This window comes from Micromonospora sp. WMMD708, from assembly GCF_049315245.1.
GTDB classification, from domain to species: Bacteria; Actinomycetota; Actinomycetes; order Mycobacteriales; family Micromonosporaceae; genus Micromonospora; species Micromonospora wenchangensis.
The window spans coordinates 6,051,613-6,074,154 of record NZ_CP186060.1 but is presented as its reverse complement, the minus strand read 5'-3'; the positions used below and the strand labels follow the sequence as shown (position 1 = coordinate 6,074,154).

Below are 22,542 nucleotides of genomic sequence, written 5' to 3'. Positions count from 1 at the left end.
TTTTCCCTTCCGTCGACCGCCGACCGGGTTAGCTGACGGGTTCGGGACGGAAGTGGCCCCTACCGCTGGCGCGGATTCACCCCGGGTGCTCGGTTCCCCGGCTCGCCGTACGGCGATTGGGCGGTGGCACCGCTGGCGCCGGTGGGCGCCTTCGGCGGTGACCGGCAGCGAGGTTACCCGAGAGTCGTCCCGGGGATCTACGCCCGCAACCCGACCAAATGAGTATTTTCCCGATAGCGAGGGGTAATCAGTGACGCGACCGACAGCCGCGACCTCGCCTCCGGTCACGCAGCGCAGTGTCACCATGCGGTGTCCGTGCTCCTTTCCGGGTCTGGCCACCGTGCGGCGGCCGGGGTGGACGGATCGCCGTGCCGGGGCGCGCTCAACGCCTCCAGCGCCTCGGCGCGGTCGGGGGCCGGACGTGGGGTGGGCGGCGGCCCGGCCGTACCGGCGTCGGCCGGCCCCCGTCCGGCGGTCACGACCAGTGCGGCCAGTCCGGTGGTCAGCGGCACCGCCGCCACCAGGCCGAGGGTCGCCACCGCGCTGCGGACGATCTCCTGGGCCAGGAACTCGCTGGTGAGGATCTGGCCCACCGGGCGGCTGTCGGCGGTGAGCAGGAGCAGCAACGGCAGCGACGCGCCCGCGTACGCCAGCACGATCGTGTTGACCGTGGACGCGATGTGCGCCCGGCCGACCCGGGTCGCCGCCCGGTAGAGCTGCAACCGGGACAGCCCCGGGTTGGCGTGCGCCAGCTCGGTGACGGTGGCCGCCTGGGTGACCGTGACGTCGTCCAGGACCCCCAGCGAACCGATGATGATCCCGGCCAGCAGCAGGCCGTGCAGGTCCACGTCACGTTGGTACATCGACAGCGTGGTGGCCTCCTCGCTGCCGTACCCGGTCAGGTGGGTGGCGGCGGTGGCCAGCGTGCCCAGTACGCCGGTCAGCACCAGGCTGCCCAGGGTGCCCAGCACCGCCACCGAGGTCTGCGCGGTGATCCCGTGGGTCAGGTACAGCACCACGAACATGATCAATGCGGCACCGGTGACCGCGATCGGCAGCGGTGCACCCCCGGCGGAGATGCCCGGCACCACGAAGGTCAACAGGATGGCGAAGCTCGCCCCGAGACCGGCCAGGGCGGCCAGCCCGCGCAGCCGGCCGAACGCCACGATCGCCGCCGCGAACAGGGCGACCAGCCAGAGCAGCGGCATGCCCCGCTGGTGCTCGGCGATGTGGTAGCTGCTCGCCGACGGATCGCTCGGGTCGGCCAACGCGACGAGCACCACCTCGTCGCCGACCGCCACCGTCGGCGCTCCCGGCCCGGACGGTACCGGTGTCTGCACCTCCCGGCCCGCGTCCGGCCCCTGCTCGACGGCGACCGTCACCGTCCCGCACGGCCCTTCGGCCACCCCGGAGGGGCCGTCGGGGGTCTGCGGGGCGGGCGGGCACGGCTCGGTCACCACCCGGGTCACCGTGCCGTGGTGACGGGGCACCTGCTCACCTTGGTCGATCTCGGGGGTCGTGCCGGGCCAGAGGACCAGCGTGGCGATCACCGTGACCACGATCAGCGGCACCACCGTCATGACGAGGAGCCGCCGCACCCGCGGCGGGGTGGACGGGGTGGGACGGGTGTGATCGGCGCCCATGCGTGCGAGTTCTCCCAACGATCCGGGACGGGATACGTGTCAGCCGGCCAGCCGGTTCACCACGGGCGGCGGGTCATCGTCGGACGATGGTAGCCACCACCACGGCCCGTCCGCCCGGTTCGGCCTGCCCACGCGCCGACCCACCCGTACGGCCGGGCGGCTGCCCGTGGTCGTCGGCATGCTGCCGGGCCCGCCGCGACGCACATCCCCTCGGGGCGGGTCAGCCGCGTTTCATCAGGCGGCCGACGGCCGCCATCATCTCGGCTGCCATCTCGTCGGCGCGGCCCTCGGCGGCCCCCTCGTGCATGCAGTGCCGGGCGTGGCCGTCGAGCAGCCCGAGGGCGACCTTGTCCAGGGCGGCCTGGACGGCGGAGATCTGGGTGAGCACGTCGATGCAGTACCGGTCGTCGTCGACCATCTTCTCGATGCCCCGGACCTGCCCCTCCACGCGGCGCAGCCGCGCGAGCAGCTGGTCCTTGCTGGCGGTGTAGCCCCGGACCGGGGTGCTCGGTGAGGTCATGGCAACCACGATAGCGTACCCCCTGGGGGTATGCTACGGTCGCAGGGCAACGTACCCCTGGGGGGTATGTTGGACGAGGGAGGGGAGAGCCACATGATCACGAACTACCAGGTGACGGGCATGACCTGCGGGCACTGCGTCAGCGCGGTCAGCGCCGAGGTGGGTGCCCTCGACGGCGTCACCGACGTCCAGGTCGACCTGGCCACCGGCCGGGTCGCCGTCACCAGCGACGGTCCGCTGGACACCGCGTCCGTGCGGGCCGCCGTCGACGAGGCCGGCTACGACCTCGTCGAGGCGTGACGGTCCGGGGCGACCGATGAACACACCGACCAGGCTCGGCGGTTTCGCCCTCGCCCTCGCGGCGGTGTTCGGCGCGGCGTACGGGGTCGGCCAGCTGACCGGCCCCGTCACCCCGCCCGCCGAGACCCGCCACGACCCCACGCACATCCCGGAACCCGCCCGCGGCACCGTCGTCCCCGAACCCACCACCGACCCGACGCCGACCGTCACCGGCGGGGCCGGTCACACCCACGGTTGACCGGAGGTGCCGCGATGACCCCGACCACGCACAACCCGCCCACCGCACCCCACCTGATCGAACTGGCCATCGGCGGGATGACCTGCGCCTCCTGCGCCGCCCGGATCGAGAAGAAGCTCAACCGGCTCGACGGGGTCGAGGCGAGCGTCAACTACGCCACCGAGAAGGCCACCGTCCGGTACGCCGACGGGGTCACCCCGGACGACCTGATCGCCACCGTGGAGAAGACCGGCTACACCGCCGTCGTCCCCCCGCCGCCCGCCCCCGCCGGGACGGAACCGGCCCGTGCGCCGGTCGACGAGCTGGACGCCCTGCGGACCCGGCTGCGGGTGTCGGCCGTGCTCACCGTGCCGGTGATCGTGCTGGCGATGGTGCCGGCCTGGCAGTTCACCTACTGGCAGTGGCTGTCGCTGACCCTGGCCGCCCCGGTGGTCGCGTACGGCGGGCTGCCGTTCCACCGGGCCGCCTGGACCAACCTGCGGCACGGCGCGGCGACCATGGACACCCTGGTGTCGCTCGGCACCCTGGCGGCGTTCGGCTGGTCGCTCTGGGCGCTCTTCCTTGGTGACGCCGGCATGCCCGGGATGACCCACCCGTTCCGGCTGGACATCGTCCGCACCGACGGGGCCGGCAACATCTACCTGGAGGCCGCCGCCGGGGTGACCGTGTTCCTGCTGGCCGGCCGCTACTTCGAGGCCCGGTCCAAGCGGACCGCCGGGGCGGCCCTGCGCGCCCTGCTCGAACTCGGCGCGCGGGACGTCGCCGTGCTGCGCGGCGGCACGGAGACCCGGGTTCCGGTCGACCAACTCGTCGTGGGTGACCGGTTCGTGGTCCGGCCCGGCGAGAAGATCGCCACCGACGGGCGGGTCGACGAGGGCACCTCGGCGGTCGACGCCAGCATGCTCACCGGCGAGTCGGTGCCGGTCGAGGTCGGGCCGGGCGACACGGTGGCCGGTGCCACCGTCAACGCCGGCGGTCGGCTGATCGTCACCGCCACCCGGGTCGGCGCAGACACCCAGCTCGCCCAGATGGCCCGGCTGGTGGAGGCGGCACAGACCGGCAAGGCCGCCGTGCAGCGGCTGGCCGACCGGATCTCCGGGGTCTTCGTGCCGATCGTCATCGCGCTGGCCGTCGGCACGCTGGGCTGGTGGCTGGGGGCGGGTGCCGGCCCGACCGCCGCCTTCACCGCCGCGGTGGCCGTGCTGATCATCGCCTGCCCGTGCGCGCTCGGCCTGGCCACCCCGACCGCGCTGCTGGTCGGCACCGGGCGCGGCGCCCAGCTCGGCATCCTGATCAAGGGGCCGGAGGTGCTGGAGTCCACCCGGCAGGTCGACACGGTGGTGCTGGACAAGACCGGCACGGTCACCACCGGCCGGATGACCCTGGTCGACGTCCGACCCGCCGAGGGGCAGGACCGGGCCGAGCTGCTCCGGCTCGCCGGGGCGGTGGAGGCCGGCTCGGAGCACCCGATCGCCCGCGCCGTGGCCGCCGGTGCCGCCGAGGCCGGAGAACTGCCGCCGGTCACCGGGTTCGCCGCCACCGAGGGGCTCGGCGTCACCGGCACCGTCGACGGCCACGATCTCGTCGTCGGGCGGCCGAGGCTGCTGCGCGAGCGGGGTCTGCACGTACCGGAGGAGGTGGTCCGGGCGGTGGCCGAGGCGGAGGCCGCCGGGCGTACGGCGGTGGTGGCGGGCTGGTCCGGGCGGGCCCGGGGGGTCCTCGCGGTCGCCGACGTGGTCCGACCCACCAGCCGGGAGGCGGTCGCCGGGCTGCGCGCCCTGGGCCTGACCCCGGTGCTGCTCACCGGGGACAACGCGACGGTCGCGCGGGCGGTGGCCGCCGAGGTCGGCATCGACCGGGTGACCGCCGAGGTGCTGCCGACCGACAAGGTCGACGTGGTACGCCGGCTCCAGGCACAGGGTCACACGGTCGCGATGGTCGGTGACGGGATCAACGACGCCGCCGCCCTGGCCCAGGCCGACCTGGGGCTGGCCATGGGCACCGGCACCGACGTGGCGATCGAGGCGTCCGACCTGACCCTGGTCCGGGGCGACCTGACCGCCGCGGTGGACGCGATCCGGCTCTCCCGGCGCACCCTCGCGGTGATCAAGGGGAACCTGTTCTGGGCGTTCGCCTACAACGTGGCCGCCCTCCCGCTGGCCGCCGCCGGGCTGCTGAACCCGATGATCGCGGGCGCGGCGATGGCCTTCTCGTCGGTCTTCGTGGTCGCCAACAGCCTCCGCCTCCGCCGCTTCTCCACCACCACCCTCCACCCCGGACGATCGAGTTGATCAAGAGGTTTGCGTCACCCGCGAGCCGGCGGGTGACGCAAACCTCTTGATCAACGGGCTGGGGCCGGTGGTGGAGGTGTTTTGGGGAGGGGAGGCGGGGGTATCTGGGTGGCGTTGGAGGAAATGCTTAATTCGGGAGGCTCTCATGGGGTTCGACGACAAGATCGGCAACACGACCGAGAACACCGCCGGCAAGATCAAGGAAGGCGTCGGCCGGGCGACCGACAACGAGCGCCTCGAGGCCGAGGGCCGCAACGACCAGGCCAAGTCCAGCCTCAAGCAGGCCGCCGAGAAGGTCAAGGACGCCTTCAAGAGCTGAACCGCACCGCCGTCACGCCGGACCGACCCCGTCGGGCCGGCGTGACGCGTGTCCGGGCCCGCCGGTGACCGCCGATTCGATTTCCCGCCCGAACGTGCGGCATCGTGTCGCGGTACGGCCGTCACACCGAACGGGGAAAGCCGATGCATCGCCGCTCCGCCACCGCACTCACCCTCGCCGTCCTCGCCGTCCTCGCCACCGGCTGCTCGGACGGTGAAACCGGCACCGACGCCGCACCCGGCCCGTCGGCCACCGCCACCACCGGGCAACCCACACCGGAGGCGACGGCCACCCCCGCCCCGGAGAGCACCGCGCCGACCACCGGCACCGCCGCGAACACCGCACAGGTCTGCCGCGCCGTCGACCAGTTGATCATCGACGGTAGTCGGCAGATCACCGCCGACTCGGCCGACGCCACCCGGGAGGAACTCACCCCGGAACAGCTCAACGGCAAACTCAAGGGGCGGCTGAGCCGGCTCGCCGACGACGTCCGCGCGCAGGCCCGCAAGGCCAAGGACGACCGGATCAGAAAGCTGGTCGAGGAGACCGCCACGAAGATCGACGCCGGTGCGGCGGCCAAGAGCCCGGCGAGCTGGATGGGCACCGACTTCGTCGACATCCCGCCCCGGCTCACCCGCGACTGCCACGTCTGAGCCGGGCCACGGCTCAGCATCGACCGCTACGGCTCAACGTCGACCGGGCAGCGGGCGCGACGGCGACGTGCCGCCGGCGAGCGAGGCCCGGTCGGCGGCCGAGGTGCCGGACTGCCAGCCCTCGGCGTCCCGCACGGTCAGCCGGGCCCGGGTGACACCAGGGAAGAGGGTGTCCATCCGCTCCCGTACCGCGCCGGAGCGGGCCGCGAGCACCGGCAGCAGCCGGTCCGCCCCGGCGTCCTGCGCCGCCTGCCGGTCCGCCGCGTCGGTCGCGGCCCGCAGCCGCTCACCGATGCGGCTGGCGAAGGCGTGCAGGAAAGCCTCGTCGTACGCCTTCGTCCGCCGGCCGCCGCCGCGCCGTTCCCGCCGGCCGCGCAGCATCGCGGCGGTGCCCTGCACCAGCAGCGAGGTGTGCAGCAGTTCCACCGCCTCCAGGTCGGCGGGGAAGCCGAGCACGGTGGCGAAGCCGAGATCGTCCGACCAGACCGACTCGCACCGGTTCGCCGCCGCCACCTCCTGCACCAGCAGCGCCTTCGCGCCCGCGTACGGGGCGTCGGTGCTGATCCGGACCCCGCCGGGCTGGTCCGGGTGGGTGGCCGTCGACTCGACCAGCGCCCGTTCCAGGCTGTGCCGGGCGATCAACTCCTGCGCCTTCCCGGTGAACGCCTCCGCCTCGGCGGGGAAGGTCGTGGACTCCGCCTTGGCCAGCAGCGCCCGTACCCGGTCGAGGACGCGGGAGCCGGACGGCCCGGGGGCCCCGGCCACCGTCGCGGCACCCACGCCGCCGGGCGGCGGGCGTAGCACCGCCACCGGCGGCAGGCCGGCCAGCAGTGCCAGCACCTCGACCCCGTCCCGCAGGGCGGCGATCCGGTCGGTGCCCTCGCGGGCCGCCCATCCGCCCAGCCAGTCCGCGTCGTCGTCCCAGCGGACCCGGGCGTCCAGGTCGGTCAACTGGTCGTCCCACCACTGCGGCACCGGGCCGGGCTGGGCCGCCCGGTCGGCGGCGAGCGCGTCGACGACCAGCCGGCCGGGGCGCGCGCCGAGCCGGCGGGCCACGATCCGGGCCACGTCGGCCGGCTGCCAGCCCCGGGGCCAGAGCCGGTGCACGGCGGCGGCGAGCCGGCGCAGCAGCGCGGCGTCCACCGCCGCCGGCCCGGCGGGAACGTCCCGGCCGCCGTCGTCGTCGGCCCGCGCCGGGGCGCTGCCGACCACCAGCCGGTCCAGCTTCCGCTCCGCGTCGCGTACGTCGGTGCCGCGCACCGCCGCGACCGCGGCGGTGATGAGGGCGTCGGCGTCCGGCACCTGTGGTCCTTCCTGGGGGACGACGGCCGGCTGGTGTCCGGATCGTCGGGAGTGTCTGCCCGGCAACGGTACCCGGGCCCGGATTGCCCGTCCCCGCCACTCATCCGTTCGTCGCCCGCGCCCGTACTCCTGCCCGGAGTGGACCCGGGTGGACACAGGAGGCGAACGGTGAGCACCCTGACGGTGAGCGAGTCCGTTGACCGCGGCCGGCACCGGGGACGACGGCGGGGTGTGACCCCGGCCGGCGTCCTGACGGCGGTGCTGGTGGTGGCCGCGCTGGCCGCCGGTGGTGCGGTGGTGGCCCAGCGGCAGGGCGTCGACCTGGGTGCCCTCGTCGGCGACGTACGCCGGGAACCGCTCCGGCCGGCCAACGCGGCGGTGCCGCCGGCACCGCCCGGGGCGCAGGCACCCGCCCCGCTCTCCTCCGCCGTGCCCCCCGCCGCCAAGCCCGCCCCGGCGGCGTTGCGCTATCCGCAGCGGGGGACCGGCACCTGGCGGACGGCGACCGCCCAGGGCGCGGTGGCCGGGCGCGGCGGGCAGCTCCTGCGCTACCGGGTGGCGGTGGAGGGCGGCATCGACGACGTCGACCCGGAGCGGTTCGGGCGGGAGGTGGCGGTGGTGCTCGCCGACCGCCGGGGCTGGACCGCCGACGGCCGGTGGCGGCTGCAACGGGTCGGCGGCGACACCCCGGCCGACTTCACCGTGCTGCTGACCACCCCGGTCACCCGGGGCGAGTTGTGCGGGGACACCTCCGACCGGTACACCTCCTGCCGCAACGGCGACCGGGTGGTGATCAACGTGGCGCGTTGGGCCCGGGGCGTTCCCGACTTCCGGGGTGACCTCGGCACCTACCGGGCGTACGTGCTCAACCACGAGGTGGGGCACCGGCTGGGCCGGGGGCACGAACGGTGTCCGGCGGCGGGCGGGCCGGCCCCGGTGATGCAGCAGCAGACCCTCGGCCTGCACGGCTGCCGGCCGAACGCCTGGCCGATGGTGGGCGGCAGCCTGCTCACCGGCCCGGCCGGCGAGTACGACGACCCGATCCCCTCCGACGACTGAGCCCGGCCTCCGGCGGACGTTGATCGACGCCCTGCCTCCGGGCGGACGTTGATCGACCCGGGTGGGCCGATGATGCGCTGTCCCGGGCGGGCGAAGGCGCATCATCGGCCCCGTTGCGGCGATCAAGCGCGCGTCGCCCCGTCGCGCTTCCCGGTCACCGGCGGGGGAAGGACGCCCAGATGTTCTTGGTGCGGTCGGTGGCGTACCAGCCGACCTTGAGTGAGACGGCCATGGCGATCTGGAGCCCCCGGCCCCCGGCCCCCATCGGGCGGGTGTCGGCCAGCTCGGGGATGGTGCTGAGGTCGTGGTCGGCCACGTCGAGGATGAGCGAGTCGTCCACGGCCAGCAACCGGACGATTGTGGGTGGAATGCCGTGTTTGAGGGCATTGGTGGCGAGTTCGGTAGCTACCAGGACGATCAACTCGGGGACCTCGTCCATCCGTTGACCGTCGAGAAGTTGCTCACCGGTGAGGGCCTCGTGCAGGGAGGCGCGCAGGGAGCGTAGGTCGGCGGGGTCGGCCAGTTCCCACCGGCGCAACTCGGCGGCCTGTGGCGGGGGAGGCGAGGTGAGAAGCTGTGCCATGATCTCGGTTTACCCTGCGTAGCGGCCCGCTATGCCCGCTCCCGGTGTCGGGGATTCGTCGACACGCCACGCCCCCCGCCAGCGGCGCGCGGAGTGTGCTTCGGGCCACTGTCCAGGGTGGTCGGCCAGGCAGGGGTGGGTGGGGTTCCGGCGTCCCGCCGGGGATCGCAGAAATCATCCGATTCGGGGCCTGCATCCGCCCCCGCGGTCGCGTAAAGTCCGCAAACTGAACGGGCCATGTCGGCGACGGAACGCCCCGGGAACGGGTGCCCGTCCGCACGGTTGGGCGCATCCCCGCGCCGGCTCACGGACCGCCTCAGGAAGAGCCATGACCGCCAGTACGAAGACCCCCAAGGTGACCGTCGTGGTCCCGGCGTACAACTCCGGGCCGCACATCGAGAAGCTCGTCACCTCGTTGCTGGGCCAGTCGCTGCCCGCCGGTGAGTTCGAGGTCATGTTCGTCGACGACGGCTCGACCGACTCGACCGGCCCCCGCCTCGACGAGCTGGCCGCCGCCCATCCGCACTTCCGGGTGCTGCACATCGACAACTCCGGCTGGCCGTCGCGCCCCCGCAACCTCGGCGTCGAACACGCCCGGGGCGAGTACGTCTTCTTCGCCGACGACGACGACTGGTTCGGCGAGGAGGCGCTGGAACGCCTGTACGCCTGCGCCACCGAGCACGACGCGGACCTGGTGATCGGCAAGATGGCCGGGCACCGCCGTTCGGTGCCGCGTGAGCTGTTCCGGCGCAACCGGTTCGACGCCACGCTGGAGAACGCGCCCCTGATCGACAGCCTCACCGCGCACAAGCTGTTCCGGCGCTCCTTCCTCGTCGAGCACGACCTGCGCTTCCCCGAGGGCAAGCGCCGGCTGGAGGACCACGTCTTCGTCACCCGGGCGTACTTCCTGTCCAAGCGCACCTGTGTGCTGGCCGACTACGTCTGCTACCACCACCAGCGGCGGGTCGACGCCGGCAACGTCACGGCCACCGCGCTGGAGCCGGCCGGCTACTTCGTCAACCTGCGCGAGGCGCTGGACATCGTCGACGCGCACACCGAGCCCGGCCCGCTGCGCGACCGGCTGCACCGGCGCTGGCTGCGCAACGAGATGGTGTCCCGGGTGCGCGGCCGGCGGCTGCTCGACGCCCCCGCCGACTGGGTGGACCAGCTGGTCGGCGAGGCGCAGCGGACGATCCGGGACCGGTTCGCCCCGGGTGTCGCGGCCGGCCTGCCGCCGCTGCAACGGATCATCACCCGGCTCATCGAGCAGGGGCGCACCCCGGACCTGCGCCGGCTCGCCGGGTGGGAGGCGGCCGTCCGGGCCGTGCCCACCGTGCAGCGGGTCGAGCAGGACGCCAGCACCCTGACCGTCACCCTCACCGTCGAGCTGTTCTTCGGCGACCGGCCGCTCACCCTCACCGCCGACGGCGAGCAGCGGCTGCTGGTGGTACCGGTGGACGACGTGCCGGCCGACCTGCGGGACGCCACCGCCCGGATCAAACAGTCCAAGCTCGACGTGATCGCCCGGCGGCGCGACACCCGGGAGGAGTTCTTCGTGCCGGTCACCGGCACGGTCGAGCTGGTCCCGGCGGCCGACGGCGAGCTGCGGCTGGTCCAGCGGGGCACCGCCCGCCTCGACGTCGGTGCCCTCAACGGTGGCCGGAGCAGGGGCACCTGGGACCTCAAGGCCCGGGTCACCTGCTGCGGCTGGACCGAGGACGCCGTACTCCCGGTGGCTTTCCGCTGCGCGACCGACGGGGCCCGGCCGGTCTCCGTGCCGTACCTGGGCAGCCTGCGCTTCCGGCTGCGGCGGGCGGTGGCCCGCCGGGTGCCCGAGTCGATCCGGCGGGCCATCCGCCGCTGACCCGGGGACTGGCCGAGGCGATGGTGGCAGCATCACCCCGGAGACCACCCCCGGGCGGGGGCTGACCATGGTGCGGCGGCTACCCGCCGCCGACGACGAGAGGCCGGACCGGTGACCCGCATCCTGGTCGTCGACGACGAACCACAGATCCTCCGCGCGCTGCGGATCAACCTGCGCGCCCGGGGGTACGACGTCGAGGTCGCCGAAACCGGCACGGCCGCGCTGAAGGCGGCCGCCGGCCACCCGCCGGACCTGGTGGTGCTCGACCTGGGCCTGCCCGACCTCGACGGCGTGGAGGTCATCCGGGGTCTGCGGGGCTGGACCACCATCCCGATCATCGTGCTCTCCGGGCGGGCCGGCAGCGCGGACAAGGTCGCCGCCCTCGACGCCGGCGCCGACGACTACGTCACCAAGCCGTTCGGGGTGGATGAACTCCTCGCCCGGATCCGCGCCGTCACCCGCCGCCTCGCCGCCTCACCCGTCGACGCGACCGCCACCGCCCGGGTGGGACGGCACACTGTCGACCTGGCCGCCCGCACCGTCACCCGGGACGACGGCGTCGAGATCCGGCTCACCCCCACCCAGTGGGCGGTGCTGGAACGGCTGCTGCGCCACCCCGGGAAGCTGATCAGCCAACGCCAGCTCCTGCTCGAGGTGTGGGGGCCGGAGTACCAGCAGGAGACCAACTACCTGCGGCAGTACCTGGCGCAGTTGCGGCGCAAGCTGGAGGACGACCCGGCCCGGCCCCGGCACCTGATCACCGAGCCGGGTACGGGCTACCGCTACCGCCCCTGACCGGTGCGGCCCGGTCTCAGGCTGCGCTCCCGCCGAGCGCCTCGGCGGCCACCGCCCCGACGACGACCAGGCCGTCGGTGTTGGTCTTGCGGCTCGACCCCCGGATCACCATCAGGGCCGACACCAGGTTGCCCCGGGCGAGGAAGGCTTCGCAGGCGACGAAGTCCGTTCCGCTCGCCCGCTCCGTGCGGTAGCAGTACCCGTAGCGGGCCTCCGTGCCCCGGTAACTCGGCAGGGTCGCCGGCCCGAGGATGGTGATCGACTCGCCCTGCGACCGGTACTTCCTGCAACTGCCGACGGCTTCCTTCACCTGGGCCAGCACGGCCGTGCCGGGGACGGTGTAGGCGTGGGTCGTGTTGCGCACCCACAGACCGTCGGCAGACCAGGTGCGGGAGTGGCTGGCGTGCGGCGGGCCGACGTCGGCGGCGATGTTCCGGCCGCACACGTCGGTGACCCAGAAGGTCTCCTTGACGTCCCGCGACGGCTTACGCGCGCCATCGATCTTGACCAGATCCCCCGGGGCGATCAGCGCGGCGGTCGCCTGCTTCTGCAACGCCGGCAGATCCGGCACGACGGCAGTCGGGGTCGGGGACGCCGGGGTGGTGCCGGTCACGGTCGTCGGCGTCGCGCCCGACGGAGCTGACGTCGCCGGACCGTTCCCACCGCAGGCGGTGATCAGGAGGGCGACGCCGCCGAGGACGGCTACGGCCCACCGTGGGCGTGCAGGGGACATGGAACGCTCCTGTCAGTCGTACCGGATGCAACATCGTACGAAGACATCACCGAGCGTCGCTCTTCCTTATCCGAGGCTGAGGCCGACCGCCAGGGCGACGACGGCGAGGAGCGGTGGTACGAGCTGCTTGAGCGCGGCGCCCGCCTTGTCGGGTGCCGAGATCAGCAGCACCAGCCCGGCGGCGACCATCGACCCGGCACCGACGAAGACCAGGGTCGCGCCGACGGTGTGCGCGCCGACTGCGTAGGCGACGATGCCGACGACGATCGCGACGGCCAGGAAGAGGTTGTAGAAGCCCTGGTTGAAGGCGAGCTGCCGGGTCGCCTCCGCCTCCTCGCGGCTGGTGCCGAAGACCGCGCGGGCGCGGGCGCTGGTCCAGACCACCGACTCCAGGTAGAAGATGTAGACGTGGATGAGGCCGGCGATGCCGGCCAGGACGAGTCCCGCGACGACCACGCCGCTGCCTCCTTCGTTCGCGCGGACGCGAGATGTCCGCCACCGGCATTCTCCCTGCCCGTCGTGCTCCCCGAACCAGGTGTTGGCGGTTTGCCGTCGGCCTCCTACGGTGGGGGAGACGTGGGGGAGGCTCAGGTTGGTCGACGCGGGTGACGCGGTGCGTTGGCTCCAGCTCGCCGCGCCCCGGGGCGGGCCGGACGACCTGCCGCTGCTGGTGAACCGGGTCGCGCCGGCCGTGGCCGCCACCGAGATCGTGATCTACCTGGCGGATTACCAGCAGGCCAGCCTCGTACCGATGCCCGGTGCCGGTCTCGACCGTGGTGAGCTGGCGATCGAGACGACCCTCGCCGGTCGGGCGTTCACCGGTCTCGACGTGCAGCGCGCGGCCGACAATCCGGACCGGATCTGGGTTCCACTGCTGGTCGGGTGCGAACGGATGGGCGTCCTGGAGATCGTCTCACCGGTCGCCGGTGATCAGACCATGGAGGAGCCGGCGTGGGAGCTGGCGAGCTGTGTCGGTCAACTGGTGGTCGGCCGCCGACCGTACGGCGATGTCGTGGAACGGCTGCGGCGTCGGCTACCCATGCAGGTCGCCGCCGAGATCGTCTGGGGGCTGCTGCCGCCGCTGACCTTCGCCACCGACGACATGGTGCTCACCACCATCCTCGAACCGTGCTACGACGTCGGCGGCGACGTCTTCGACTACGCGCTCAACGGCGACGTGCTCAGCGTCGGGCTGTTCGACACCTGCGGGCACGGCATCAAGGCCAGCACCCTGGCATCACTGGTGGTCAGCGCCTACCGCAACGCCCGCCGGTGCGGCCTCGACCTGGTCGACACGGCGCTCAGCATCGACAAGTGGGTACGCTCCGAACATCCGCACCTGTTCGCCACGGCGCTCCTGGCCGAGCTGGAGCCGAACACCGGGCGGCTCCGGGTGATCAACGCCGGTCACCCGGGGGCCCTGCTGCTGCGCGACGGCAAGGCGATCCGGGAACTACCGGGCCCGACCGCGCTCCCGCTCGGCCTGGGCCACCTGGCGACCCGCCGCCCCGAGGTGTACGAGGAGGAGCTGCACGCCGGCGATCGCATCCTCGCCTACACCGACGGCATCACCGACGCACGTGGCGGCGACGGGGAACGGTTCGGGTTGACGCGGCTCGTCGACTTCGTCGACCGGGCCCTCAACGACCGGTTGGCCACCCCGGAGACGATGCGCCGGCTGGTGCGTGCGGTGGTCGCGTACCAGGAGGGGCAGCTCGACGACGACGCGACGGCGCTGCTGCTGGAGTGGCGTCCGCCGCACGCGCCGCTGTCCCACCTGCCCGACCGGCGGATGACAGCCCTCTGAGTCGGCCGTCGCCGGAATTCTGGATCGATAGCTGCCCAGCCGCGCCGAAATGATGTGGCCAACAGTGTCGCCGCCGGCCTGACGGACCGGCGGCGACACGTAACGCAGGGTCAATGTAAACGTTAAGTAATTGCGAGGCTACTCAAGCGACCCATTTCACCCACATTAGTGACAATTTTGGCAGTGAGTCCAGCATGGTGCCGGCCAGCGAGTCGGGGGAGGGGAGGTTTGCTGAGGAGGCGAGGTCAACGGCGACCCTGCTCCAGATGATGATCCATAACACGGCGGAACAGTATCCCGTCGGTGCTGATCGGTCGATCAGTCGCCAAATAGTGGGATGAGTATTCTCGTATAAGCATTCTGCAACTACTTGCGGTATATATATCCTTTTTGGGCTTATTAATATGAAATCACGAGTAATGAACTTCTGCTGACTTGGTGTTTTTGCGGGTGAGGCGTCGGGGCCTTGGCCGTGTTGACCGCTCTTGACGGCCGGATCTCTTCGGTGGGTTCTGCGGTTGACGACACGCGACGGTTGCTCGTAGTGGCGTTGCGGAACGGGCAGCCTTGCCCCCGCACTGTCGCGGTTTCGCCCAGTCGACACTCTGGCAATCGTGAATGGTCAGGGCCTGCAGGGGGCTGTGGAACCATCACCCCCGCCGTGGGGATCGTGTACGATTTCCCTGATGATTAAGACGGTCGCGGAGCGGGAGACCTGCTCGATCGACTCGCGTTGGCCCATACCAGCGCGGGCCGGGGAACGTGTCACGCTGCAGCCCGGACTCCACCCTCCAGGCCTCCATGATCGGCACCTGGTTGCCGCAGATCCTCGCGTTCATCCGCACCGGAATCACCAACGCCGACTCCGAAGGCGTCCACCGGGTGATCAGGACCGGTGGCCGCGACGCCTAAGGCGTCCGCAGCCTGTCAACCGTTGCCTACGCACACGCTGCGCCATTACCCGACAAACCCACGACCGCCCGGACCACCGCGAACTTCGTTGAGCCCTCTATTGTGGGATTGGCCAGGCCGCCTAAAGGCGTCAGCCTCGGCGGCAGGGGCAATGTGCATCGTCTATGTCTGAATACGTGGGGCATGGGAGGCCGGGCGTGGAGGATCAGCTAGTCCTTGCGGTGGCGACGACGCTGGCGACCAAGGGTGCCGAGGCGTTCGGAGCAGGAGCGCGGGAGGCGATCGGCTCCCTGGTTCGTATGGTCCGAAACCGGTTCGGCTCGGGCACCCCGGAATCGGCGGTGCTCGACGGCGCGGTGGAGCACCCGCAGGAGCAGTGGCGGCACACCGCGCTCGCCTCAGTCCTGGCTGACGTGATGGCTCGGGACCCGCAGTTCGCCAGGGCACTCAACGACGAATGGCGCAGGCTCACCGGGTCGAGTGTCAGCGATGCGCAGGGGCAGGTGACTAACCACTTCAGCGGAACGGCCGAGAAGGTCGTCCAGGCGCGCGACGTGCGGGGGGACATCGTTTTCTAGCTTTCGTCGATGGGATTCACGGCGGGGCGGGTGGGGGCGCGGACGATTGGGAACGGATTCATACGGAGCCGAAGGCGTGATGCCGTTCGGAACCTCGAACGAACTATCGGGCAGCGTGACCGGCCTGAGTGTCCAGGCCGGTGCCATTCACGGTGGTGTGCATTTCACCGGCGTGGCCGCCGAGCCTCTGCCGACCCCGCGACAGTTACCTGCTCCGTCGCCGCACTTCACCGACCGGTCGCGGGAGATGTCGGAGTTGGACGACCTTTTCGCTGAGGGAGGAAATGTCGTCGCCGTGCTGTGTGGGCAGGGCGGCGTGGGTAAGTCGGCCTTGGCGAGGCAGTGGGCACATGGTAGGCAGGCCCGTTTCCCTGACGGGCAGTTGTACGTCGGGCTGCGTGGGTTCAGTGATGATCAGCCGTTGGACCCGGGGGTGGCGCTGACGGCCTTCCTTCGTGCCCTGGGGGTGGCGCCGGAGCGGATTCCGCTGGACCTGGCCGAGCAGGTCGCACTGTATCGCACGTTGACCGTAAACAGAGCGCTGCTGGTGCTGCTCGACGACGCCTTCTCGGCGGGTCAGGTCAGACCGTTGTTGCCCGCCTCGACGTCCGCCATGGTCATGGTGACCAGCCGCCGCCGGTTGACCGGGTTGATACCCGAGGGTGCGCGCCTGCTCGACGTGGGTCCGTTACCGGCCCGACAGGCGGTCGCGCTGTTGGGCCGGATGGTCGGCCGGGAGCGGATCGTCAGCGAGTCCGAGCCGGCTGAGGAGTTGGCGGGAATCTGTGGCGGTCTGCCCATCGCACTGCTGGTTGCGGCGGGGCGACTGGCCTCCCGTCCCAAGTTGACAGTTCGTCGGATGGTCGCCGAGTTGGCCGACGAGGCACAGCGACTCGCCGGTCTGTCATTGGAGGACGACATGTCGGTCAGGACGATGTTCAACTTCTCGTACCAGGCTCTGACGCCGGGGGCGGCGGCGCTGTACCGGAGACTGGCGCTGCACCCGGGCACGGAATTCGGTTTGGACCTGGTTGTGGCGGTGGCCGGACCGGACCGGGGCCAAAGGGCCCGGGTGGGTGCGGCGGTGGGCGAGTTGCTGAACGTGAGCCTGCTGGAGGAGGTCTCCGAGGATCGGTTCAGATACCACGACCTGATAGAGCTGCACGCTCGTGAACTGGCGGAGCAGTACGACACGCCAGAGGACCGGCAGGCGACGGTACGCGCGATGCTGGAGTTCTACCTCGCCGCCGCCCGCCGCGCGGACCTGGTGGTGACTCCCTACCGGCGGCGGCTGCCGTACGTCTATCTGCAGCCCTTGGACGGGCCGCCCGAGTTCACCGACCGGGCCGCTGCGCTCGGCTGGTTGGAGCGGGAGCGGATCAACCTGATGGAGGCCGGTCGGACCGCCCTCCGCCTCGATTACCACGAGCTGGCCTGGCAGCTCAGTGACGTGATGTGGCCTCTTCTGCTTTACGTCAAGAACTATCGGGATCGGCTGGAGATCGACGAGCGTGGTGTCCAGGCCGCACGGGCCTGGGGCAATGTGTGGGCCGAGGCGGACATGCTCAAACGACTGAGCCGGGCGTGCAGCCGGGTCGGTGATCAGGGGGCAGCCGAGCGGCACGGGCTGGCGGCGGTCGACCGGTATCGACAGGCCGGCGACGTTCAGGGTGTGATTGACGCAGAGGAGGGTTTGGCCACGCTCTATGCCGACACCAGCCGGGAGGAGTTGGCCGCGGAGGTGTACGCCCGGGTGCTCGCCGAACGGCGGGCGTTGCCGGACGTGCGCAGCGTGGGGCTGTCCTGTCTGAACCTAGGCACACTCCGGACCCGGACCGGCCGCCCGCACGACGCACTACCGCTGTTGGTGGAGGCGCGGAAGATCTTCGCCGAGCTGACCGAGATCGACCCCTACAACACCGCCCGGGTTTTGGTCGCCTTGGCCGGTGCCCACCTCGGAACCGGTGATCTGGACGCCGCTGAGGAGTCCGCCGACGCGGCTGTGTTCCGGCTGGCCGAGCTCGGCGCGGACAACGAGCGGGCAGAGGCGGTGTGCCTGCTCGGCCGTGTCGCCCAGCGGCGCGGCGACGTTGACGCCGCACGCCGGCACTTCCGGGAGGCAGCCGATATCTTCGCCGCGCTCGACTCGCCCCGTCTGCCCGACGTGCTCCGTCGACTCGACGAACTGGCCGGCGGCGTGGGCGAGTAGTAGCGCGTCGAGGATGGTGTGCTGTTGGTACAGCGTTCCGGCGACCCAGCGGGTGTGGAGCAACCGAGCTGTGGCGGTGAGCAGTCCGACCGTCAGCAGGTCGGGGGCGACGACTTGGCCGAGGCGGAGCGGCGGGCCGTTGCGCACGCCGACGGTGACGTCGCCCGAGAGGGTGCCGACGATGGCGAGAGCTATCCCGGGGTACGCCGTGAGGAGGGCCGTGCCGACCTCGGTCGGGCTCTCGGAGTCGATGACGGTCACTACGATGTCGGCCAGCCGCGCCGAGCGAGGTACCGGCCGACCGGTCAGGAGCGCCACGACGACGGGCTCAGCTGGCGAGGTCATGGCCGAGCCTCCCACAATTCAGTTGAGGTGCCGGCACCGGCCCGGTCTGCCGGTGCCGACCGGGCTCTTCCAGTTGGAGCAGTTGGTACATGGTGCGCCTTAGCAGCACTCCGGCCTCCCCCGGACGGCCGGTCAGCGCGGCCTGCACCGCCTGCCTGTCGATCTCGCAGGCCAGTGTGAGTTGGGGTGCCAGCGGGCGGTGCGGGTCCAGTCGGGTGGCGGTGGCGTCGAGCAGGTGCTGGGGCGTGCCGGCGGCGGGCAGCGACCGCAGACCGGGTAGCAGCAGTACCGGTCGTCCGATGGCGGCGGCGTAGGCGCTGACGGAACCGTGGTCGCCGATGACGTGGTCGGCTGCGACCACCGGTCCGCGCCAGTCCTCGGTCGGATCGGGTAGTAGCAACCCGACGTCGAGGCAGTCCCGGAGCCAGGCCCGCACCTGGCGGTGGCCGTGCGCGTCCCAGACCGCCGGGTGCAGCAGCGCGGCGATCCGGTATCGGTCCGGTGGTAGCTGCGCCATCAACTGTGGAAGCAGATCGGGCCAGTGCCCGAAGACGCCGTCCCGACCCCAGGTGGAGGAGACCAGGACGAGTTCGTGCTGCTCGTCCACCCCCATGTGGCGTCGGTATTCCGGTCGCCAGGGAATGCTGGCAACAAGCCGGTCGATGCAGGGGTCGCCGACGACCACCGCCGCCTCGACTGCTTCCGGGCACTGCCTGCGTAACACCTCCACCTCGTGGTCGTGGGAGAGAGCGAGGGCGGTCGGGAGCACCCGGCCGCCGTGGGTCAGCCGCTGCGCGTCGAGGCCGTAAATCGGTGGTTCGGCGAGCACCGGTCCGCCATACGGCCCGGGTCTGACCCGTTTGCCGTGTCCGGCTCCGTGCGCCATCAGCAGCAGGGGTGTGTGCAGTTGGTGCAGCCCGCCGTAGGCAGCGGCGAGACCGAGATCGAAGTGCTCCCGGATGGCCTGGTGCCAGGGCAGGACGAACGCGCCCAGCCGGTCGAGGAACCGCTTCACCTGATGGTTGAAGACATCCGGGGCCACCGTGAAGACCAACTGCACACGGGGGTCGCTCTCGATGTACTCGACCACGTCGAGCAGCCGGTGGCAGCTTGCGATCGTATGGGTCGCCACGAGCACTGTTCGGCAGCCTGCCCGACTTACCCAGCGACTTGCATCGATCCCGACGGGGGCGGGTGGCCATTCCAGCGACGTCATTGGTATCCCTCCTGCGCTGAATGTGGACGGGATTCAGCGTTGCGGAGCCTGTTGTGGATCACCTTGCTGATCGCCTTGCAGCGGGCTTGCAATGAGCTGGGAAGGGGAATGTCCGATTTTAGACTTCACGTAGAAAGGTTTGAAGTGGTCGGCCCTTTGGAACAAGAATCTAATAGGCGAGAGTCGATCAAGATCGGGTGGGGGTCGAGCTGGTGGAGTTCACGATTCTGGGTCCCACTGAACTTCGATTCGAGGGGCGGCCGGTCCCGCTGGGGGCGGCTAAGCAGCGGGGCCTGCTCGCCGTCCTCCTGTATCACGCCGGAGACCCTGTGCGGGTCGAGACGATCGTGGAATTTCTATGGCAGAACTCTGCCGTCGATGCTCGCCGGCCGCTGCTCTACACCCTGACCAGCCGGCTGCGGGCGGCCTTGCGTGTCGTCGGTCTGCAGGACGCCCTGGTGCGGGTGCCCGGCACTGGTGCCTACCGGCTGACCGTTGATCCCGAGTTGGTCGATTATCACCGTTTCCTGCGGTTGACCGCCGAGGCAGAGCAGGCAATTGATCGTGACCAGCACGACCGGTCGATCGCACTGCTCATCCGGGCAGTGGAGTTGTGGCGGGGCGATCCGCTCGCGGACCTGCGCGGAGCGCGGTGCGAACATCTTCGGCGGGATATGCGGGAGAAGCAATTTAGGGCGATAAAACTTCTGGCGAAGAGCGAGTTGGCAGTCGGTCGATACGATCGGGTGCTGGCCCGACTGGAACCGCTGCTGATCGAGAACCATCTCGACGAAGGGCTGGCCAGATTGTGGGTCACCGCGCTGCACGCAGCCGGGCGCACCTATGATGCCCGGGACTTTCTTGCCGGTTACCGCCGCCGCTATCGCCGCACGATGCGATCCGAGCCGGCGCTGGATGTCGCGGAGTTGCTGCCGGCTCTCCCGAGCAACAATGGACTGTCCGCTGTGAACGAAGCGGTGTCGGTGCCCCGGCAGTTGCCGAACGACGTGCCGGACTACACCGGGAACGTCGGGCTGCTCGACGAGCTGGACGCCCTCGCCGCCGACGGTGGTAAGGCAAAGGTGGTCGTGCTGACCGGGATGCCCGGGGTGGGTAAGACGACCCTTGCCGGACACTGGGGACATCGCCGGCAGAGCTGGTTTCCCGAGGGGCAGCTGTGCCTCAACGCGGAGGCGCACGGCCCGGTGCCGCCGGTACGCCCGCAGGAAGCACTGCACCGCTTTCTGGTCGCCCTCGGTGTCCCGGCCGACCGGGTACCCGACGACCCTGACCGACGTGTCGCGCTTTACCACCGGCTGATGACGGGCCGGCGGATGCTCGTGGTGCTGGACAACGTCATCGACTCCGACCAGGCGCAGCAGCTCCTTCCCCGCTCCGATACCAGCCTCACGATCGTGACCAGCCGTGACCGGCTTCGCGGGCTCAGTGTCCGACACGGCATCCGGAGCCTCACCGTCGCACCGATGTCGGGTCCCGAACGCCACCGGATGCTCAGCCGGATCATCGGACCCGGGCGTGCCGAGGCGGAGCCTGCGGCGTTGGAGACGCTGGCCCGGCTGTCGGGCGGGCTGCCGCTCGCGTTGCGGGTCATCGGTGAGCACGTCGGGTCGCGGCCCGAGGTCCGACTGGGCGACCTGGCCGACGAGTTGGCGAACCGGCTACTCGACATCGAGGGTGACGAGACCGACGAGTTGACCCTGCGGACTGTCTTCGCCTGGTCGGTCAACGCGCTCGCCCCGCTGCCCGCCAGGCTCTTCCTCCTCTTCGGCCTCTGCCCGGGCAGCACCATCGGCGTCGAGGCGGCGGCGGCGATGCTGGCGGTGGACACCGCCGAGGCGGAACGGGCCCTCGACCGACTGGCCCGGGCGCACCTGGTCAACCACGACGCCGTCCGCCGCTACCGGATGCATGACCTGCTGCACAGGTACGCCGCCGACCGGGCCCGGGCGGACGTGTCCGCCGAGCAGCGGCGGGCGGCGCTACACAGGCTGTGGGAGTGGTACCTGCTCACGGCCTACCACGCCGTCAGACACCTGGAACCGGACCGACCGCCGGTCCCTGACCTGCCCGAGCCGGGCGCGGTGACACCGATGACCTTCACCTCCGACGCCGCCGCCCTGCGGTGGTGTGAAGCGGAACGGACCAACCTGCTCGCCCTGGTCCGCAGCGCGGCGGGGGAGGGTTTCCACCGGCACGCCTGGCAGCTCGTCGACACGGTCCATGAGGTCTTCGACCGGTCCGGCAGCCAGGAGGACATGCGGGAGATGTTGCAGATCGCCCTCGAAGCCGCGACCGTCGACGGCCATGACCTGGCCCGGGTGGGCACGCTTATCAACCTCGGTGCCACCTACTTCACCAGCCACGATCACTCGCGTGCCGGTGCCCTGTTCGCGCAGGCGCTGCACCTCGCCCGTGAGAAGGGCTTCACCGAGTTGCAGATGGTCTGCCGGCACAATCTCGCCTCGGTTCAGCTCCGGTCCGGCGCGACCAGCACGGCCATCGAAACCTTCCGGCAGGTCCTGACCGACTGCCGGACAGCCGGCCACGCGACCGGTGAGGCACTCACCCTGTACCACCTCGGCGACGCCTACCGTCAGCTTGGGCACTACGGGCAGGCCCGCCGCCTCTACCAGCAGGCTCTTGTCATCTGTGACCGGATCGGCTCGCTGCGGGGGCAGAGCCTCAACCATGTCCGGCTCGCCGAGCTCGGCCTGGACACCGGCGAGCCCGAGATTGCGCTCGCGCAGAGCCGGGTGGCGCTTGACCTGCACGACCGCGTCACCGACGACACGATCCGCTGTGACGCCCTCACCATCTCGGCCGAGGCCCAGCTCCTCCGGGGGCGGCACCACGACGCGTTGGCCGAAGCGACCATCGCCCGCGCCGTCGGCGACGAGCTGGCTGACCCGGTGCGTACGGCGCGGGCCCTCGCCGTCCTGGCGGACACCCTCAGCGCTACAGGCGACCAGGAGGGCGCCGCCAGCCGGGGTCGGGAGGCCCTCGACATCCTCGACGACACCAACGACCCGCAACGGCAGGCCATCCGGGACCGACTCTCCGCGTACCACCATCACCGGGGGCGGTAGGGCACGCCGTGCCCGCGGCGGCGCTGGCGGCGCGACCGGGGGCCGCCGAAGCGGTCCCCGGTCACGTC

19 protein-coding genes and 1 riboswitch are annotated in these 22,542 nt (G+C 71.4%); of the genes, 12 read left to right on the top strand and 7 right to left on the bottom strand.

From position 1 onward, the window contains the following. Position 1: 1 nt before the first annotated feature. A riboswitch (cyclic di-AMP (ydaO/yuaA leader) is annotated at positions 2–133 on the bottom strand. A 166-nt stretch (positions 134–299) separates the two neighbouring features. After that, on the bottom strand, positions 300–1,643 hold the full coding sequence (locus ACN260_RS26745; protein WP_422753601.1) for a YibE/F family protein: 1,344 nt from the start codon (positions 1,641–1,643) through the stop codon (positions 300–302). 220 nt (positions 1,644–1,863) lie between these two features. Then, positions 1,864–2,163 carry a metal-sensitive transcriptional regulator gene (locus ACN260_RS26740; protein ID WP_422753600.1) on the bottom strand — a complete coding sequence of 100 codons (300 nt, stop codon included), beginning with the start codon at positions 2,161–2,163 and terminating at the stop codon, positions 1,864–1,866. A 93-nt stretch (positions 2,164–2,256) separates the two neighbouring features. Between ACN260_RS26740 and ACN260_RS26735 the strand changes: the two genes are divergently transcribed. The 5 genes from ACN260_RS26735 to ACN260_RS26715 all read left to right on the top strand — a co-directional run bounded on the left by ACN260_RS26735 (position 2,257) and on the right by ACN260_RS26715 (position 5,964). After that, a complete protein-coding gene (locus ACN260_RS26735) occupies positions 2,257–2,463 on the top strand; it encodes a heavy-metal-associated domain-containing protein (RefSeq protein ID WP_422753599.1) in 207 nt (68 codons plus the stop codon). Positions 2,464–2,479: 16 nt separating this feature from the next. Further along, entirely contained in the window at positions 2,480–2,701 is a 222-nt protein-coding gene (locus ACN260_RS26730) for a hypothetical protein (protein ID WP_422753598.1), read from the top strand. A 14-nt stretch (positions 2,702–2,715) separates the two neighbouring features. After that, positions 2,716–4,992 carry a heavy metal translocating P-type ATPase gene (locus tag ACN260_RS26725; protein WP_422753597.1) on the top strand — a complete coding sequence of 759 codons (2,277 nt, stop codon included), beginning with the start codon at positions 2,716–2,718 and terminating at the stop codon, positions 4,990–4,992. 145 nt (positions 4,993–5,137) lie between these two features. Next, the gene (locus ACN260_RS26720; RefSeq protein WP_088643694.1) at positions 5,138–5,311 is read left to right on the top strand and encodes a CsbD family protein; all 174 of its coding nucleotides are present in this window, start codon (positions 5,138–5,140) and stop codon (positions 5,309–5,311) included. Between the two features lie 143 nt (positions 5,312–5,454). Continuing rightward, the gene (locus ACN260_RS26715; RefSeq protein WP_422753596.1) at positions 5,455–5,964 is read left to right on the top strand and encodes a hypothetical protein; all 510 of its coding nucleotides are present in this window, start codon (positions 5,455–5,457) and stop codon (positions 5,962–5,964) included. 33 nt (positions 5,965–5,997) lie between these two features. Here the strand turns inward: ACN260_RS26715 and ACN260_RS26710 are convergent, their stop codons facing one another. Next, positions 5,998–7,266, bottom strand: a complete 1,269-nt coding sequence (locus ACN260_RS26710) for a DUF2786 domain-containing protein (protein ID WP_422753595.1) — start codon at positions 7,264–7,266, stop codon at positions 5,998–6,000. 168 nt (positions 7,267–7,434) lie between these two features. On the opposite strand from ACN260_RS26710, the gene ACN260_RS26705 reads away from it, so the two are divergent. Continuing rightward, a complete protein-coding gene (locus tag ACN260_RS26705) occupies positions 7,435–8,325 on the top strand; it encodes a DUF3152 domain-containing protein (protein ID WP_422753594.1) in 891 nt (296 codons plus the stop codon). 154 nt (positions 8,326–8,479) lie between these two features. On the opposite strand, the gene ACN260_RS26700 is transcribed toward ACN260_RS26705, so the two are convergent. Next, positions 8,480–8,908, bottom strand: a complete 429-nt coding sequence (locus ACN260_RS26700; RefSeq protein WP_422753593.1) for an ATP-binding protein — start codon at positions 8,906–8,908, stop codon at positions 8,480–8,482. Positions 8,909–9,236: 328 nt separating this feature from the next. Between ACN260_RS26700 and ACN260_RS26695 the strand changes: the two genes are divergently transcribed. Together ACN260_RS26695 and ACN260_RS26690 are read left to right on the top strand one after the other, a co-directional pair. Next, entirely contained in the window at positions 9,237–10,772 is a 1,536-nt protein-coding gene (locus tag ACN260_RS26695; RefSeq protein ID WP_422753592.1) for a glycosyltransferase, read from the top strand. Between the two features lie 111 nt (positions 10,773–10,883). Next, on the top strand, positions 10,884–11,567 hold the full coding sequence (locus ACN260_RS26690; RefSeq protein ID WP_422753591.1) for a response regulator: 684 nt from the start codon (positions 10,884–10,886) through the stop codon (positions 11,565–11,567). Between the two features lie 16 nt (positions 11,568–11,583). On the opposite strand, the gene ACN260_RS26685 is transcribed toward ACN260_RS26690, so the two are convergent. Continuing rightward, a complete protein-coding gene (locus ACN260_RS26685; protein ID WP_422753590.1) occupies positions 11,584–12,138 on the bottom strand; it encodes a hypothetical protein in 555 nt (184 codons plus the stop codon). A 228-nt stretch (positions 12,139–12,366) separates the two neighbouring features. Beyond that, complete coding sequence (locus tag ACN260_RS26680) at positions 12,367–12,756, bottom strand: DUF1304 domain-containing protein (RefSeq protein ID WP_422753589.1); 390 nt, start codon at positions 12,754–12,756, stop codon at positions 12,367–12,369. Positions 12,757–12,892: 136 nt separating this feature from the next. Here ACN260_RS26680 and ACN260_RS26675 point away from each other — a divergent pair, with 136 nt between their 5' ends. The 3 genes from ACN260_RS26675 to ACN260_RS26665 all read left to right on the top strand — a co-directional run bounded on the left by ACN260_RS26675 (position 12,893) and on the right by ACN260_RS26665 (position 17,806). Next, complete coding sequence (locus ACN260_RS26675) at positions 12,893–14,107, top strand: PP2C family protein-serine/threonine phosphatase (RefSeq protein ID WP_422753588.1); 1,215 nt, start codon at positions 12,893–12,895, stop codon at positions 14,105–14,107. 1,109 nt (positions 14,108–15,216) lie between these two features. Next, entirely contained in the window at positions 15,217–15,597 is a 381-nt protein-coding gene (locus tag ACN260_RS26670; protein ID WP_422753587.1) for a hypothetical protein, read from the top strand. 79 nt (positions 15,598–15,676) lie between these two features. Beyond that, positions 15,677–17,806, top strand: a complete 2,130-nt coding sequence (locus ACN260_RS26665) for an NB-ARC domain-containing protein (RefSeq protein WP_422753586.1) — start codon at positions 15,677–15,679, stop codon at positions 17,804–17,806. 328 nt (positions 17,807–18,134) lie between these two features. Here the strand turns inward: ACN260_RS26665 and ACN260_RS26660 are convergent, their stop codons facing one another. Next, positions 18,135–19,283 (bottom strand): hypothetical protein, encoded by a 1,149-nt coding sequence (locus tag ACN260_RS26660; RefSeq protein ID WP_422753585.1) that lies wholly within the window; start codon positions 19,281–19,283, stop codon positions 18,135–18,137. Between the two features lie 413 nt (positions 19,284–19,696). Between ACN260_RS26660 and ACN260_RS26655 the strand changes: the two genes are divergently transcribed. Next, positions 19,697–22,474 carry an ATP-binding protein gene (locus tag ACN260_RS26655; RefSeq protein ID WP_422753584.1) on the top strand — a complete coding sequence of 926 codons (2,778 nt, stop codon included), beginning with the start codon at positions 19,697–19,699 and terminating at the stop codon, positions 22,472–22,474. Positions 22,475–22,542: the final 68 nt, after the last annotated feature.